General features: G+C 73.7%; 15 protein-coding genes and 1 riboswitch. Of the genes, 1 reads left to right on the plus strand and 14 read right to left on the minus strand.

What is annotated here, in order from left to right:
- Window positions 1-58 precede the first annotated feature (58 nt).
- From FHR37_RS11315 to def, 10 genes are all read right to left on the minus strand, one after another.
- Entirely contained in the window at window positions 59-676 is a 618-nt protein-coding gene (locus tag FHR37_RS11315) for a SixA phosphatase family protein (protein WP_092882783.1), read from the minus strand.
- A 2-nt stretch (window positions 677-678) separates the two neighbouring features.
- A complete protein-coding gene (gene ribH / locus FHR37_RS11320) occupies window positions 679-1200 on the minus strand; it encodes a 6,7-dimethyl-8-ribityllumazine synthase (RefSeq protein WP_092882782.1) in 522 nt (173 codons plus the stop codon).
- On the minus strand, window positions 1197-2456 hold the full coding sequence (locus FHR37_RS11325; protein WP_092882781.1) for a bifunctional 3,4-dihydroxy-2-butanone-4-phosphate synthase/GTP cyclohydrolase II: 1260 nt from the start codon (window positions 2454-2456) through the stop codon (window positions 1197-1199). The genes ribH and FHR37_RS11325 overlap by 4 nt, the downstream gene beginning before the upstream one ends.
- A complete protein-coding gene (gene pnuC, locus FHR37_RS11330; protein WP_092882780.1) occupies window positions 2453-3145 on the minus strand; it encodes a nicotinamide riboside transporter PnuC in 693 nt (230 codons plus the stop codon). Before pnuC ends, FHR37_RS11325 begins: the two co-directional genes overlap by 4 nt.
- Entirely contained in the window at window positions 3142-3828 is a 687-nt protein-coding gene (locus FHR37_RS11335) for a riboflavin synthase (protein ID WP_092882779.1), read from the minus strand. Before FHR37_RS11335 ends, pnuC begins: the two co-directional genes overlap by 4 nt.
- A gap of 128 nt (window positions 3829-3956) precedes the next feature.
- Window positions 3957-4098, minus strand: a riboswitch (FMN riboswitch).
- A 120-nt stretch (window positions 4099-4218) separates the two neighbouring features.
- Complete coding sequence (locus FHR37_RS11340) at window positions 4219-4728, minus strand: cupin domain-containing protein (RefSeq protein ID WP_092882778.1); 510 nt, start codon at window positions 4726-4728, stop codon at window positions 4219-4221.
- Window positions 4729-4737: 9 nt separating this feature from the next.
- Entirely contained in the window at window positions 4738-5409 is a 672-nt protein-coding gene (rpe, locus tag FHR37_RS11345) for a ribulose-phosphate 3-epimerase (RefSeq protein WP_092882777.1), read from the minus strand.
- 13 nt (window positions 5410-5422) lie between these two features.
- Window positions 5423-6862 carry an RsmB/NOP family class I SAM-dependent RNA methyltransferase gene (locus FHR37_RS11350; RefSeq protein WP_237768703.1) on the minus strand — a complete coding sequence of 480 codons (1440 nt, stop codon included), beginning with the start codon at window positions 6860-6862 and terminating at the stop codon, window positions 5423-5425.
- A 203-nt stretch (window positions 6863-7065) separates the two neighbouring features.
- The gene (gene fmt / locus FHR37_RS11355; RefSeq protein WP_092882878.1) at window positions 7066-7992 is read right to left on the minus strand and encodes a methionyl-tRNA formyltransferase; all 927 of its coding nucleotides are present in this window, start codon (window positions 7990-7992) and stop codon (window positions 7066-7068) included.
- Window positions 7993-8042: 50 nt separating this feature from the next.
- On the minus strand, window positions 8043-8588 hold the full coding sequence (gene def / locus FHR37_RS11360) for a peptide deformylase (protein ID WP_237768702.1): 546 nt from the start codon (window positions 8586-8588) through the stop codon (window positions 8043-8045).
- A 138-nt stretch (window positions 8589-8726) separates the two neighbouring features.
- Here def and FHR37_RS11365 point away from each other — a divergent pair, with 138 nt between their 5' ends.
- On the plus strand, window positions 8727-9308 hold the full coding sequence (locus FHR37_RS11365; RefSeq protein WP_092882774.1) for an NUDIX hydrolase: 582 nt from the start codon (window positions 8727-8729) through the stop codon (window positions 9306-9308).
- 26 nt (window positions 9309-9334) lie between these two features.
- Here FHR37_RS11365 and FHR37_RS11370 read toward each other — a convergent pair whose 3' ends face one another.
- The 4 genes from FHR37_RS11370 to FHR37_RS11385 form a co-directional block, all read right to left on the minus strand.
- The gene (locus FHR37_RS11370) at window positions 9335-10036 is read right to left on the minus strand and encodes an HAD family hydrolase (protein ID WP_092882773.1); all 702 of its coding nucleotides are present in this window, start codon (window positions 10034-10036) and stop codon (window positions 9335-9337) included.
- Between the two features lie 39 nt (window positions 10037-10075).
- Window positions 10076-12271: a primosomal protein N' gene (locus tag FHR37_RS11375; RefSeq protein ID WP_092882772.1), complete on the minus strand. Its 2196-nt coding sequence runs from the start codon at window positions 12269-12271 to the stop codon at window positions 10076-10078.
- Between the two features lie 60 nt (window positions 12272-12331).
- Window positions 12332-13528, minus strand: a complete 1197-nt coding sequence (gene metK, locus FHR37_RS11380; protein ID WP_092882877.1) for a methionine adenosyltransferase — start codon at window positions 13526-13528, stop codon at window positions 12332-12334.
- A 136-nt stretch (window positions 13529-13664) separates the two neighbouring features.
- Window positions 13665-14696 carry an Rv2578c family radical SAM protein gene (locus tag FHR37_RS11385; protein WP_092882771.1) on the minus strand — a complete coding sequence of 344 codons (1032 nt, stop codon included), beginning with the start codon at window positions 14694-14696 and terminating at the stop codon, window positions 13665-13667.
- Between the last annotated feature and the right edge of the window lie 38 nt (window positions 14697-14734).

Genomic DNA, 14734 nt, shown 5'->3' on the forward strand with positions numbered 1-14734 from the left:
CATGCTCAGAAGGCAGGCTCGGGTCGGGCCCGGCTTCGGCCAGGCTTGCGTCCCAGAGTCAGGATGGCTGCCGGACGACCGCCCGGAGCCGGCCCGACCCCGGCCCCACCGTCTTCCACGGGCCCGCGACGTCGAACACCGCGAGCGTGCCGGTGGGGTATCCGCCGGCCAGCCCGTGCCGGTCCGCCCCGGACGAGCCGTCGTCGAGTACGGCGGCGAGGCTCCCGATCGACGGGTTGTGCCCCACCACGAGCAGGGTCCGCACGTTCTCGGGTGCCTCGGTCACGATGTCGAGCAGGTCGTCCACGGTGTTGGCGTAGACCCGCCGGTCGACGTCGACCTCCACCTCGACCTTCACCTCAGGTCCAGCAGGCTCGACCTCCACCTCAACTCGAGAGTCGGTGGACGAGCCGGACGTGGTCGACTGGTCCGGGCTGCCGCCCGCGGCGTACACACCCGCCGCCTCGGCGAACTCCGTCCAGGTCTGCCGGGTCCGCAGCGAGGGCGACACGACCACCAGGTCGGGGACCAGGCCGCGTTCCCGTACCTCCCGCCCGGCGTAGCCGGACTGCGCCCGGCCGCGGGCGGCCAGGGGACGGTCGGCGTCGGCCACTCCCAGCGGCGACTCGGCCTTGCCGTGGCGCAGGAGCAGCAACCGGCGGTTCGTCCGGAGCATCCTCACCCGATCACCGGAACCACGTGGTGGTCACCACCCGGCGGAAGCGCGCCGGCCAGGTCGCGCAGGGTCACCGCCGTCCGCAGCGCCGCCTGGGTGGACTCGTATCCCCGGTCCTCGTGTGAGCCGGGCAGCCCGGCCCGGTCCAGCGCCTGCTCGGCCGTGTCGCAGGTGAGCAGGCCGAAGCCGATCGGCACGCCGGTCTGCACGCTCACCTCGGTGAGGCCGACCGTCGCCGCCTGGCAGACGTACTCGAAGTGCGGAGTGCCACCCCGTACGACGGTGCCCAGGGCCACCACGGCGTCCAGGCCGGACCGGGCGAGCCGCGCGGCCACCACCGGAAGCTCGAACGAGCCCGGCACCCGCACCATCACCGGGTCGCTCACCCCGGCCTCGGCCAGCGCCCGCAGCGCGCCGTCCACCAGGCCGCCCATCACCTGGTCGTGCCACGACGCGGCGACCACGCCGACCCGCAGGCCGGCGCCGTCGATCCGGTCCGCGCCCGGTGCACCCGTTCCGCTCATGAAGCCCTCCCGGTGGTCTGCCGAACGACGCCGGCCTCGGCCGGCAGCGCGTGCCCGAGCCGGTCCCGCTTGGTCGCGAGGTAGCGGGCGTTGTCGCCGTTCGGTGTGATCGTCAGTGGTGTGGTGGCGGTGACCGTCAGGCCGTACGCCTCCAGCCCGGCTCGTTTGGCTGGGTTGTTGGTGAGCAGGCGCATCCGGTCCACGCCGAGGTCGGACAGGATCTGCGCGCCGATCCAGTAGTCGCGCGCGTCGACCGGCAGCCCGAGCGCGAGGTTGGCCTCCACCGTGTCGTGGCCGGTGTCCTGCAGGGCGTACGCGGACAGCTTGGCCAGCAGGCCGATGCCGCGTCCCTCGTGGCCGCGCAGGTAGACGACCACCCCGGCTCCGTCGGCGGCGACCGTCGCGAGCGCGCGGTCCAGCTGGGGTCCGCAGTCGCAGCGCAGCGAGCCGAACGCGTCGCCGGTGAGGCATTCGGAGTGCAGCCGGACCAGGGGCTCACCGGCAGCATCAGGAGTGGTCCCGGGTTCGCCGCGGACCAGGGCGACGTGTTCGGACCCGTCGACCGTGCAGCGGTACCCGACGGCCCGGAAGTCGCCGTGCCGGGTCGGAATCCGGGTCTGCGCGACGCGTTCCACCAGCCGCTCGTGCCGGCGTCGGTGGCGTACGAGATCCTCGATCGTGATCAGCGCGAGGTCGTGCGCGTCCGCAAACCGGCGGAGCGCGTCCCCGCGCATCATCGTGCCGTCGTCCTCGACCAGCTCGGCGAGTACGCCCACCGGTGGCAGGCCGGCGAGCCGGACCAGATCGACCGCGGCCTCGGTGTGCCCCCGTCTGACCAGGACACCGCCGGGCCGGTAGCGCAGCGGGAACACGTGCCCCGGCCGTACGACGTCCGCGGGGCCGGCGCCCGGATCGGCCAGCAGCCGGATGGTGTGCGTACGGTCCTCGGCGCTGATACCGGTGGTGACCCCGGCGGCCGCGTCCACGGTCACGCAGAACGCGGTGCGCATGGCGTCCCGGTTGTCCGCGGTCATCGGCCCGATGGCCAGCCGGTCCAGGTCGGCGCCCTCCATCGGTACGCACAGCACGCCGCTGGTGTGCCGCACGGTGAACGCCACCAGCTCCGGGGTCGCGGCGGACGCGGCGAAGATGATGTCGCCCTCGTTCTCGCGGTCCTCGTCGTCGACCACGACCACCGCCCGTCCGGCGGCGAGGTCGGCCAGCGCGCGCTCGACCGGGTCGCGCTCGGTGCTCATGCCGGATCACCCGCCGCCACGGTGTTCGCAGGCTGGGGTGCCGCCGCGATCCGTGCCCGGACACGGGTCCAGGTGACGAAGCCCAGCACGCAGAACCCGCCGTAGACGAGGTAGAGGATCGCCGACGGGTAGTACCCCGCCGCCAGCAGCAACGGCACCCCGACCGCGTCCACCGCGATCCAGATCAGCCAGAACTCCACCCACCCGCGGGCCATGCCGTAGGTGGCCAGGATGCTGCCGGTGAGGATCCAGGCGTCGGCGAGCGGTCCCCACGAGCCCAGCAGGCCGAGGAGGTAGGTGAACACCGCCACGCCCACCGCCGCGCCGACCAGCATGCCGACGCGTTCGCGCCAGGTCGCCCACCGCGGTGCGACCGCGCCGCCGTCACCGGCGTCGGTGCGGGCCTGCCGCCACCGCCACCAGCCGTACGCGCTGACGGCGAAGAAGAACACCTGCCGGCCGGCCTGCCCCCACAGGTCCTTGTCCTGCGGGGCGTGGAAGACGCCGCCGAGGAAGACGGTGAACAGCAGGATGTTGCCGATCATGCCGACCGGCCAGGCCGCGACCCGGCGGCGCATGCCGAACAGCGCGCTGGCCAGGCCGAAGCCGTTGCCGACGATCTCGCGCCAGAGGATGGTGGAGCCGCCGATGTGCAGCTCAGCTCCGACCAGCCAGGTCAACCAGTTCATGCGTGTGCTCCTTGGGTGTGCGACCGCTCGCCGGCCTGGTCCGCGACCTGGTCTGTGGGCTGGGCCGTGGGCTGGGCCGCGCCGGTGGCGGTGAGTCGTTCGACGTACTTCGCGATGACGTCCACCTCGAGGTTGACCGCGGCACCGGGCTGCTTCCCGCCCAGCGTGGTGACGTCGAGAGTGGTGGGGATGAGCGCGACGGTGAACGCCGGCTCGGGAAGGTCGCGGACCTCGACGACGGTGAGGGACACCCCGTCCACGGCGACGGAGCCCTTCTCCGCGACGTAGCGGGCCAGCGGTGGCGGCAGGGCGATCTCGACCAGGTCCCAGCGGGGGGTGGGCCGGCGGGACAGGATGTGGCCGGTGCCGTCCACGTGCCCCTGCACGATGTGGCCGCCGAGCCGGCCGCCGGCGGGTACGGACCGCTCCAGGTTGACCGGGTGGCCGGGCGCGAGGGCGCCGAGGCTGGTTCGGGACAGGGTCTCGGCCATCACGTCGGCGGTGAACCGGCCCTCGCCGGGCTCGACCTCGACGACGGTGAGACAGCAGCCGTCGACGGCGATCGAGTCGCCGTGGCGCGCGTCACTGGTCACCTCGGGTCCGCGTACGGTCAACCGCGCGGAGTCCCCCAGGCGCACGAGGTCGACGACCTCGCCGCGTTCTTCGACAATTCCGGTGAACACCGGCTACTCCCTCGCCTTCCGGTCTGCCCGAGCGGGCACCGGGGAAAAGGCGAGGTCACGGCAGGGGCCGACCCGTCGACGCGGACGAGGAGTGCCCTCGCCCGCACTGCGGGTACGGAAGCCGTGGCCCGCGTGCTGCCTCCCATCCGGACTTTAACCGTCGGTCCAGGAATTCCACCTGGTCAACCGGGCGAGGCCGTTGGAACGACTTCGCACGGGTCGCGGACTGTCACCGCCGGTTCGGACTTTCACCGACCCCGGAGCACGCAGCGAGCTTTGAGCTCGTACGACGTTCAGTCTCGCACGGCCTGCCAAGTCCGGGCACGGGAGTCCGGCCTCCCCGAACTCCCGCGCGCCCGGACGGGGGCCGAAGCAAGGTCCGGTTGACGCTCAGACCCAGAACGTGTCGTGCCGGAGGAAGAACTCCGCGCGCTCGGCCTCGTCGGTCCTCGACAGGTCGGGCAGGCCCTCGAAGTAGCCCTCCCGCGGCGCGCCGGGTGCGAAGTGCAGCAACATGGCGGCCGGTTCGCCGGACTCGTTGCGGAACGCGTGGATTCCGCCCTCGGGCACGTGCACGTAGTCACCGGGCTCGGTGTCGACCCAGCGGGAGCCGTCGAAGATCCGCACGGTGCCGGTGAGGATGTAGAACGACTCCGAGATGGACCGGTGGAAGTGCGCGCTCGGCCCGGAGGGTTCGGAGCCCATCTCCCAGCGGTAGAGCCCGAACTCGCCGTTGGTGGACGCACCGGTGGACAGGTAGTGGACGCTGCCGCCGGACCGATAGGTGAACTCCGGTGGGTGGTTCGCCGGGCGATGGGTCGCGCTGACCTCGCCGCCGGTGCCGGTGTAGCGCGGCTCGGGATACCGAACGTCGGAGTAGTCGTACTCGGGAAAGCTCATGAAGGACTCCTACCCGATCGGCTTGGATGCCTCCGCCGCCAGCGCGCGCAGGTGGTTGACCGCTCGGTCGGGATCCTCCGCGCCGAAGACCGCCGAGCCCGCGACGAAGACGTCGGCGCCGGCCTCCGCGCAGCGTTCGATGGTCTCCGCCGAGACTCCGCCGTCCACCTGCAGCCACAGGTCCAGGCCCCGCCCGCTGGCGAGCTCCCGGGCCCGCCGGATCTTGGGCAGGCACAGGTCGAGGAACTTCTGACCGCCGAACCCCGGCTCGACCGTCATCACCAGCAGCATGTCCAGCTCGCCCAGCAGGTCGGCGTACGGCTCGACCGGCGTCGCCGGCTTCAGCGCCATCCCGGCGCGGCTGCCGAGCGCGCGCAGCTCACGGGCCAGCCGGATCGGCGCGTGCGCGGCCTCCACGTGGAACGTCACGCTGGCCACCCCGGCGTCGGCGTAGGCGGGTGCCCACCGGTCGGGGTCCTCGATCATCAGGTGGCAGTCGATCGGCAGGTCCGTCGCCGCCTGCAGGGACTCCACCACCGGAAGTCCCAGCGTGAGGTTGGGGACGAAGTGGTTGTCCATCACGTCGACGTGCAGCCAGTCGGCCGCCTGGACCGACTCGGCTGCCTGGGCCAGCCGCGCGAAGTCGGCCGACAGGATGCTCGGTGCTATCTGAACGCCCATGGTGGTCGCGACTCTACTGGGACGAGCGGCCGTCCTCGGTGCGGGTGCCGTGGTTGCCGTGGTTGGCGTCGTTGCCGTCGGTTCGGCGCAGCAGGGCGAGGAACATCGCGTCCGTGCCGTGCCGGTGGGGCCACAGCTGCACCTCGGGGCCGTCGCCGAGGTCGGGTACGCCGGGCAGCAGCGGGCGTGCGTCCAGGCGTTCGACGTCGGAGCGGCCGGCCAGCACCGCGGCCACGACGTCGCGGGTCTCGGCCAGGTGCGGGGAGCAGGTGACGTACGCGACGACGCCGCCCACCCGCACCGAGTCCAGCGCCGTGGTGAGGAGTTCCGCCTGCAGCGGGGTGAGCCCGGCGACGTCGCCGGCTGCCCGCCGCCAGCGTGCCTCCGGACGGCGGCGCAGTGCACCGAGTCCGGTGCACGGCGCGTCGACGAGTACCCGGTCGAAGACACCGGGCGGCCAGGCCGGCGCGGTGCCGTCGGCGACCACGGTGCCGAGGACGCCGCGCGAGCGCCGGCCCCGGGGAGTGAGGGCCCGGTCGACCAACTCGGCCCGGTGCGGCTGGAGCTCGGCGGCCAGCAGCGCGGCCGAGCGCCGTCCGGCCAGGCCGGCGAGCAGGGCGGCCTTGCCGCCGGGGCCGGCGCACAGGTCGAGCCAGCGCTCGTCGGTGCCGCTGCCACTGCCGCTGTCGCCGCCGGCCAGCGGCGCCTCCGCCAGCGCGGTCGCGACGAGTTGGCTGCCCTCGTCCTGCACACCGGCGCGGCCCTGGGCCACCGCCTGGATCCGGTGCGGGTCCCCGCCTTCGGTCAGCACGACGGCGTACGGAGACCACCGGCCGGGTTCGGCGCCCTCGGCCCGAAGGTCCGCCACACTCGACCGGCCCGGCCAGGCCGCGAGTGTCACCCGGGCCGGCTCGTTGTCGGCCGCGAGCGCGGCGGCCGTCTCGGCGAGCGAGCCGTCGAGCGCGGCCGCGAACGCCTCCACCACCCACCGCGGGTGCGCGTGCACCGCGGCCAGGTGGCCGATCGGATCCCGGTCGTACGGCGGGGCGAGCTCGGCCTGCCAGCCGGGCAGGTCGCGGGCCGCCACCTTCCGCAGGACGGCGTTGACGAACTTCGACGGGCCGATGCCGGCCACCCCGCGGGCCAGGTCGACGCTGGTCGCCACCGCCGCGTGCGCGGGCACCCGCATGCCGAGAATCTGGTGCGCACCAAGGCGAAGGACGTCCCGGACCTCGGGGTCGAGCTTCGTCAAGGGACGGTTGACACAGTGGGCGAGCACGTCGTCGTAACCGCCGCGCCGCAGGGTGCCGTGGGCGAGTTCGGTGGCGAAGGCGGCGTCCCGTCCGGACAGGCCGCGCTCCCGCAGGGCCGAGGGCAGCACGAGGTTGGCGTAGGCGTCGCGGACCGACACCGCGTGCACCACGTCGTAGGCGGCCAGCCGGGCGGGATCCACCCCGGCACGTCGCTGCCCGCCCGCGCCGCCGGTCGGACGGGGCTGTCGCCGGCCCGCGCCGCCTCGCTGCCCGCCGGCTGCGGGGGCGCCGGTACGCCGGGCGCCGCCGGACCTTCCACCCGTGCCGGAGCTACCGGAGCTACCGGACCTGCCGGAACCGCCAAAACTGCCAACGCCGCCGGGCCTGCCGGACTCGGATGCCATCAGGTGAGGGACTCCTCGTCGGTCGGACGTACGCCACGCGCCCAGTCGGCCGCCTGCATCGCCTGCTTGCCCGGCGGGCGTACCTCACCGAGGGCCACCGGAACGCTGCCGGTGCCGACGAGGACCCTGGACTTCTCCGCCCGCAGCCGCCCGGGCGGCAGCACCTCCGCGTCCGGGACGACGGCGACCGGTCCGAGCTTGAGGCGTTCGTCGCAGAACGTCGTCCACGCGCCGGGGGCGGGCGTGGCCGAGCGGACCAGCCGGTCGACGGCGAACGCGGGGGCCTTCCAGTCCACGCGTACGTCGTCCACCTCGACCTTGCGTGCGTACGTCACGCCGTCGGCGGGCTGGGGCCGGGCCTCCAGCGTGCCCGCGGCGATGCCGTCGAGGGTGTCCGCCAGCAGCCGTGCGCCGCTGCGAGCGAGCCGGTCGAGCAGGTCGCCCGCGGTGTCGGTGGGGCCGATCGGCTCGGTGAGAACGCCGTAGACCGGTCCGGCGTCCAGCTCCTCCACGATCTGGAACGTCGACGCGCCGGTCACGTCGTCACCGGCGCGGACCGCGTGCTGCACCGGTGCCGCGCCGCGCCAGGCGGGCAGCACCGAGAAGTGCAGGTTGATCCAGCCGTGCCGGGGGATGTCCAGCACGCTCGCCGGCAGCAGTCCGCCGTACGCCACCACCGGGCAGGCGTCGGGAGCGATCTCACGCAGCCGTTCGGCGAACGCCGGGTCCTTCGCGGACTTCGGGGTGAGCACCTCGATCCCGGCGGCACGGGCGCGTTCGGCGACCGGCGACGGATGCAGCCTGCGGCCCCGGCCCGAGGGCGCGTCCGGCCGGGTCAGCACTGCGACGACCTCGTGGCGGCCGGCCAGGATCGCCTCCAGGGCGGGCACCGCCGCCTCGGGCGTACCCGCGAACAGCAACCGCATCCGGGCGTTCTCCTCCGGCGCCGCGGACTCCCCCGCGTTCACCGCCGGCACTACAGCGCCCGGCCCAGTGTCGGATGCGGCGACACCCGGACCGCGGGCGGCGCCTGGCCGGCCCACTCCGCCTCGCGGATCGCCCGCAGGGCGGCCTTGCGCGCCTCCCGGTCGAGCCGGTCGACGAAGAGCACGCCGTCCAGGTGGTCGGTCTCGTGCTGGACGCAGCGCGCGAGCAGGTCCGACCCCTCCACGGTCACCGGCTCGCCGTGCAGGTCGTAGCCCTTGGCCACGACCCGCAGCGCGCGCCGGCAATCGAAGGTGAAACCGGGGATCGACAGGCACCCCTCCGGCCCGAACTGCTCCTCCTCGGACAGGTCGAGCTGCGGGTTGATCAGGTGACCGACGACGTCGTCGACGTGGTAGGTGAAGACCCGGAGCCCGACGCCGATCTGCGGCGCGGCCAGGCCGCTGCCGGGCGCTTCGAGCATGGTGTCGGTGAGGTCGGCGACCAGCTTGCGCAGCTCCTTGTCGAAGTCGCGCACAGGCTCGGCCGGAGTCCGCAGCACCGGATCACCGAACAGTCGGATGGGCTGGACAGCCACGCAGGTCTCCTCGATCAGCTCACAGGCGTCCCCGCCAGTCTACGGACGCCCCGGATCCGGCCCGACCGGGCCATTTCGCCAGGAGATCGCCAGGTGTTCGCCGGGAGTGTGTCCGCCCCACACCGTAGGGTCTGCGCCATGCGATGGACCGTGCACGGCGAGCGTGAGATCTACTCCAGCGACTGGGTGCGGCTCACCCTGGTCGACGTCGAGGTGCCCGGACTGCGCCGGTTCGACCACCACGTCCTGCGGATGCCCCGCCCGGCCGCCGGGGTGGTGGTGCACGACCCCGAGCGGGGTCTGCTGCTGCTGTACCGGCACCGGTTCATCACCGACACCTGGGGCTGGGAGATCCCGGCCGGCGGCGTCGACGCGGGCGAGAGCCCGGCGCAGGCCGCCGGGCGGGAGGTTCTCGAGGAGACCGGCTGGCGGCCGGGGCCGTTGCGCGAGCTGGCGGCGTACCACCCGAGCAACGGGATCGCCGACCAGCGCTTCCATCTCTTCCTCGCCGACGGGGCGACCAGGGTGGGTGCGCCGAGCGACCCCAGCGAGGCGGAGCGGGTCGAGTGGGTGCCGCTTCCGGAGGTACGCCGGATCGTGCGCGACGGGCGGATGCGCGATGGGCTGTCGTTCACCGCGGTGCTGTACGCGCTCGCGTTCGACGAGATGGAAAGCCCCGACCGGCCGGCGACGGAGGCGTCCCCGGCGCCGCTCTCCTGACGTCCCTGTGACGGCGTGCTCGCCGGTCACACCGGCAGGCCGGCCGCCTTCAGCTGGCCGCGCAGCGTCGCGCCGTCCACGAAGACCTCCGCACGCAGTCCCACCTCGCGGGCGGCGTGCACGTTGACCGGCACGTCGTCGGTGTAGAACGTCGTGTCCGCGGTCAGGTCGTGCCGGTCCAGCAGCAGGCGGTAGATCGCGGGGTCCGGTTTGGAGACCCGCTCCACACCGGACACCACCGCGCCGTCGAGGTCGGCGAGGAACGGCCACTGCTCGCAGGCGACCGTCCACTTCTCCGCGGAGAAGTTCGTCAGGGCGTACGTCGGGACGCCGGCGGCCCGCAGCGTGTCCAGCACCGCGACGGTCTCCTCCAGGGTGCCGGCGACCATCTCCGCCCAGCGTTCGTCGTAGGCCTGGATCAGGTCCCGGTGCTCGGGGAACCGGCCGGTCAGCTCGGCCACACCCTCGGCCCAGGTCCGGCCCGCGTCCTGCGCGGCGTTCCATTCCGGAGTGCAGACCTGCGCCAGGAACCGCTCGATCTCGGCCTCGTCGGACAGCAACGTGCGGTAGAGGTAGCGGGGGTTCCAGTCCAGCAGGACCCCGCCCACGTCGAACACGACGGCCTCGAGCGATGTCCGGGACGGCTGGGACGGCGAGGCCTGGGACGGCGAGGCCTGGGACGGCGAGGCCTGGGACGGCGAAGCGGTTGGCTGGTCTGCGTGCGTCACGAACGCCGACCCTACCCGCGGCGCTCGCCCGGGCCGGAGCTACCCGAGGACGGCGGGGTCGACCTGGACCCGGACCGGGCCGGGCGCCTTGCGGGCACTGCGTACCGCCTGGGCCGCCTTCAGCGCCGCCGACAGCCGGGCACCGTCCGTCCACCGCACCCGGAGGACGAGGCGGACGACCTCGTCCTCGGCGGCCAGGGGCACCGGGCCGAGCTCCTCGGTCCCCGGTGGAAGCTCGACCAGCCGGGCCAGGTCGCGTACGGCGTCCGGGGCGCCGGTCAGGGTGGCCAGCCGGACCGCCGGGGGGAACCTAGCGGCCTCGCGCTCGGCGAGCTCGCGGGCGGCCTGGTCCTGCGGCGACCACCGGACCAGCGCCTGGAGTGCCGGCGAGCCCGGGTCGCCCACGACGACGACCGATCCACCGGCACGCGCCGGCCGGACCAGGGCGGCGGCGTTGAGCCAGCGGCGCAGCGCCTCCTCCCCCGCCCGCAGGTCCGCGCGCGCCAGCGCCAGCCAGGAGTCCAGCAGCAGAGCGCCGGCGTAGCCGCCCTCGGCCACCGGCTCCGCGCCCGGGGTGGCGACCACCAGGGCGGGTTCGGCGCCGACTGTGGACAGCACGCGGGGACCACCGGACGTGCGCACCGGAACTCTGGGGAACGCCCGGCCGAGCTCCTCCGCGGTGCGCCCCGCGCCGACCACGGGAGCGCGCAGCCGGCCACCGCCGCAGGTGGGGCACCTCCACGACACCGCGGGCCGGCCGCACCATCCGCAGCTCGGCGGTGCGCCGGCGGAGCCGAGCTGGAGCGGCCCGGCGCAGGTGGCGCAGCGCGCCGGGCCCCGGCAGGTCTGGCAGGCCAGGGCGGGGAGATAGCCGGAGCGAGGGACCTGGACCAGCACCGGCCCGGAGCTCAGCGCCGTCCGGGCCTGTTCGAACGCCCGGTGCGGCAGCCGGACCGCGCGGGCGGCCGGGTCGCGGGCGAGGTCGGTGTCGTTGTCACCGGCCACCACCACGCGCGGGCCGCGCTCGCGGACGACGGCACGCTCGGGGACCAGCGGACGCGCCCAGCCGGTGGTCAGCAGGTGAGCGCCTTCGGCGGTGCACGCGAACCCGCCGAGCAGCGCCGCGCAGCCGGTCTCGTGCGCCCGCAGCAACAGGACCTCGCGCACGTGGGGGTAGGGAGCGCGCGGCTCGGCGTGCAGGTCGTCACCGTCGTCCCAGCAGGCGACCAGGCCGAGGTCGGCGACCGGCGCGAACGCCGCCGAACGGGTGCCGACCACGCATCGCACCGTGCCGCGGCGGACGGCCAGGAAGCGGCGGTAGCGCTCGGCCGGGCCGAGCTCGGCGGTGAGAACGACGTGCCGGTCCGGGCCGAGCACCGCACCGAACGCGGCGTCCAGCCGTGCCACGTCGCGCTGGTCGGGGACGACCACCAGCACGCCCTTGCCACCGGCGAGGGTCGCGGCGGCGGCGTGGGCGAGTGCTGCGGGCCAGTCCTCGCCGGGTACGGCGGTCCAGACCGCCCGCGGCGCGTCGCCGCGGCGCAGCGCCTCGATGAAGGCGACACCGGTCTGGTAGGCACTCCACGGCCCGGGCCGGATGCCGCCGTCGTGGCCGGCGAGCGAGTCCTCACCGGAAGCCTGGGTGCCGTCGCCCGGACCCGCCGCTTCCCCGCCGGGAGCCCCGGCCGCGTCGACGGACTCCGTGGACCGGGCGGTGCCGGAGGCAGCGGAAACGGAGGCAGCGGAACCGGCGGAGTCGCCGGAGTCGGCGGAACCGGCGGCGGGTGTGCCGGTGGCTTTGGCGGTGGCGCCTTCCACCCGCGCGTGCCGTGGCGGCACCGCCAGCCGCAGCACGTCGGCGAGCGTGCCGGCGTAACGGTCGGCGACCCGGCGGGCCAGCCGGGCGATCTCGGGTGCGAGCACCGGCTCGGCGGACACCACCCGCCGCAGGGGCATCAGCCGGCCGCGGTGGTCGGACTCGGCCACGCGTTCGAGCACGAAGCCGTCGAGGTCCTGCCCGGCGAACCGCACGCGCACCCGGGCGCCCGGCACGCAGGTGGCGTGTATCCGCTCGGGCACGAGGTAGTCGAAGGGCCGGTCGAGGTGCGCCAGCGGCACGTCGACCAGCACGCGCGCGACCGGGAGCTCCGGGGCCGGCTGCTGCGGGCTCGCGGCGCGCGGCTTGCGCACCTTGCCCCGTACCAGCGCCAGCTGGCCTCCGTCGTCCTCGGTCACGGCTGAAAAGAGTAGGGCAGGCCACCGACAGGTGGCCCGCCCCTCTTGTGGGTCAGCGGATCAGTGCATGCCCGCTGCGCTGCGCAGCTCCTCGGCGCGGTCGGTCCGCTCCCAGGTGAAGTCGGGCAGCTCCCGGCCGAAGTGGCCGTAGGCGGCGGTCTGGACGTAGATCGGCCGCCGCAGGTCGAGGTCGCGGATGATCGCCGCCGGCCGCAGGTCGAACACCTGCTGCACGGCCTTCTCGATCACGTCGATCGGTGCGGCCTCGGTGCCGAAGCAGTCGACGTAGAAGCCGACCGGCTGCGCCTTGCCGATGGCGTAGGCGACCTGGCACTCGCACCGCTTCGCCAGCCCGGCGGCGACGATGTTCTTCGCCACCCAGCGCATGGCGTACGCCGCGGACCGGTCGACCTTTGTCGGGTCCTTGCCGCTGAAGGCGCCGCCACCGTGCCGGGCGTACCCGCCGTAGGTGTCGACGATGATCTTCCGGCCGGTCAGGCCCGCGTCGCCCATCGGCCCGCCCAGCTCGAACCGGCCGGTCGGGTTGACGAAGAGCCGGTAGCCGGTGGTCTCGATGTCGAGCTCGCCGATGATCGGCTCGATCACGTGCTGGCGAATGTCCGGCGTCAGCATGTTGTCGAGGTCGATGTTGGCGGCGTGCTGCGTGGACAGCACGATCGTGTCGATCCGGGCGGGCCGGTCGCCGTCGTACTCGATCGTCACCTGCGTCTTGCCGTCGGGACGGAGGTAGGGCAGCGTCCCGTCCTTGCGGACGTCGGTGAGGCGCTTGGACAGCCGGTGCGCGAGCGTGATCGGCAGCGGCATCAGCTCGGGGGTCTCGTCGCAGGCGTAGCCGAACATCATGCCCTGGTCGCCCGCACCCTGAAGGTCGATCGGGTCGACCGAGCCGTCGGTGCGGCCCTCGTAGGCGGTGTCCACCCCCTGGGCGATGTCGGGCGACTGCGAGCCGATGGAGACCGTGACACCACACGAGGCGCCGTCGAAGCCCTTGGCCGAGGAGTCGTAGCCGATGTCGAGAATGCGCTGGCGCACCAGCGAGGCGATGTCGGCGTAGGCACTCGTGGTGACCTCGCCGGCCACCACGACCAGCCCGGTCGTCAACAGCGTCTCCACCGCGACCCGGCTGCCGGGGTCCTCCGCGAGGAGTGCGTCGAGCACCGAATCGCTGATCTGGTCGGCGATCTTGTCCGGGTGGCCCTCGGTAACCGACTCGGATGTGAACAGTCGTCGGGTCACGGCCATCCTTTCTTCTAGGTCTTCAAGGCACTGCCTTCGGGACGCCCGGGGTGCCAGGGGATGGTCGTCCGGGCGGGCGCGCGGAGGCCGCGAGCGGCCCGCTCGCGATCGTGCGGTGTCCGCAAGCCTAACCAGGTCAGCTGGACGGAGCGCGCCTATGGGGGGCGTTTCGACGAGAATCGCGTTCTGTGCCCACTCCGTGGCGTCGGGCGAGCAAAGCGATGGTCGCGGAGATCCGCTTCCGGTAGGCCGCCGGGGCGTAGGCGCCGGCGGCGTAGAGATCCTCGTAGACCGGCGCCAGCTCGGGATGCTCCCGGCCGAGCCACCGGAGATACCACTCCCGCGCGCCGGGCCGCAGGTGCAGCACGAGCGGGGTGAGACTGCTCGCTCCCGACGCGGCGATCGCGCGTACGGTCTCCTCGAGCCGGTCGGGTGCGTCGCCGAGGTGCGGCAGGATCGGCGCCATCAGCACCCCCACCCGAAAGCCCGCGTCGGTCAGCGTCCGGACCATCCGCAGCCGGGCCTGGGGACTCGGAGTCCCCGGCTCCACCCGCCGCCACAGGTCGGCGTCGACCGAACCCACCGAGACGCTCAGCCCCACGTCGGTCACCTGCGCGGCCTCCCGCAGCAGGTCCAGATCGCGCAGCAGCAGCGTGCCCTTGGTGAGGATTGAGAACGGGTTGCCCGCGTCGCGCAGCGCGGCGATGATCTCCGGCATCAGGGCGTATCTGCCCTCGGCCCGTTGGTAACAGTCGACGTTGGTGCCCATCGCCACCGGCTCACCGCGCCAGCTCGGCCGGGCCAGCTCCCGGCGCAGCACCGCCGCGGCGTTGACCTTGACGATCACCTTGGTGTCGAAGTCCCGCCCGGCGTCGAGGTCGAGGTACTCGTGGGTGCGCCGGGCGAAGCAGTAGACGCAGGCGTGCCCACAGCCGCGGTAGGGGTTGATCGTCCAGTCGAAGGGCACCCGGGCCGCCGAGGGCACCTTGTTCAGCAGCGACTTCGCGTGGATCTCGTAGAACGTCATCCCCCGGAACTCCGGGGTGTCGAACGTGCGGGCGCACGCGTCCAGCCCGAACAACGTCAGCTCAGCCGGCTCGGCCGACGCGTCGGAGCGGCCGGCACCGGCGCCGGAGCGGCCGGAGAGTCGTTGGTTGTCCCATCGCACCGGACCAGCCTATCGAACGCGCGTTCGAGGAGTGGTCA

The organism is Actinopolymorpha cephalotaxi (genome assembly GCF_013408535.1).
Lineage (GTDB): Bacteria > Actinomycetota > Actinomycetes > Propionibacteriales > Actinopolymorphaceae > Actinopolymorpha > Actinopolymorpha cephalotaxi.

Bases quoted from the DNA above. Each gene is read 5' to 3' on its own strand.
- FHR37_RS11315 (WP_092882783.1), bottom strand. From the start codon at position 676: ATGCTCCGGACGAACCGCCGGTTGCTGCTCCTGCGCCACGGCAAGGCC.
- ribH (WP_092882782.1), bottom strand. From the start codon at position 1,200: ATGAGCGGAACGGGTGCACCGGGCGCGGACCGGATCGACGGCGCCGGC.
- FHR37_RS11325 (WP_092882781.1), bottom strand. From the start codon at position 2,456: ATGAGCACCGAGCGCGACCCGGTCGAGCGCGCGCTGGCCGACCTCGCC.
- pnuC (WP_092882780.1), bottom strand. From the start codon at position 3,145: ATGAACTGGTTGACCTGGCTGGTCGGAGCTGAGCTGCACATCGGCGGC.
- FHR37_RS11340 (WP_092882778.1), bottom strand. From the start codon at position 4,728: ATGAGCTTTCCCGAGTACGACTACTCCGACGTTCGGTATCCCGAGCCG.
- rpe (WP_092882777.1), bottom strand. From the start codon at position 5,409: ATGGGCGTTCAGATAGCACCGAGCATCCTGTCGGCCGACTTCGCGCGG.
- fmt (WP_092882878.1), bottom strand. From the start codon at position 7,992: ATGCGGTTGCTGTTCGCGGGTACGCCCGAGGCGGCGGTGCCCGCCCTG.
- FHR37_RS11365 (WP_092882774.1), top strand. From the start codon at position 8,727: ATGCGATGGACCGTGCACGGCGAGCGTGAGATCTACTCCAGCGACTGG.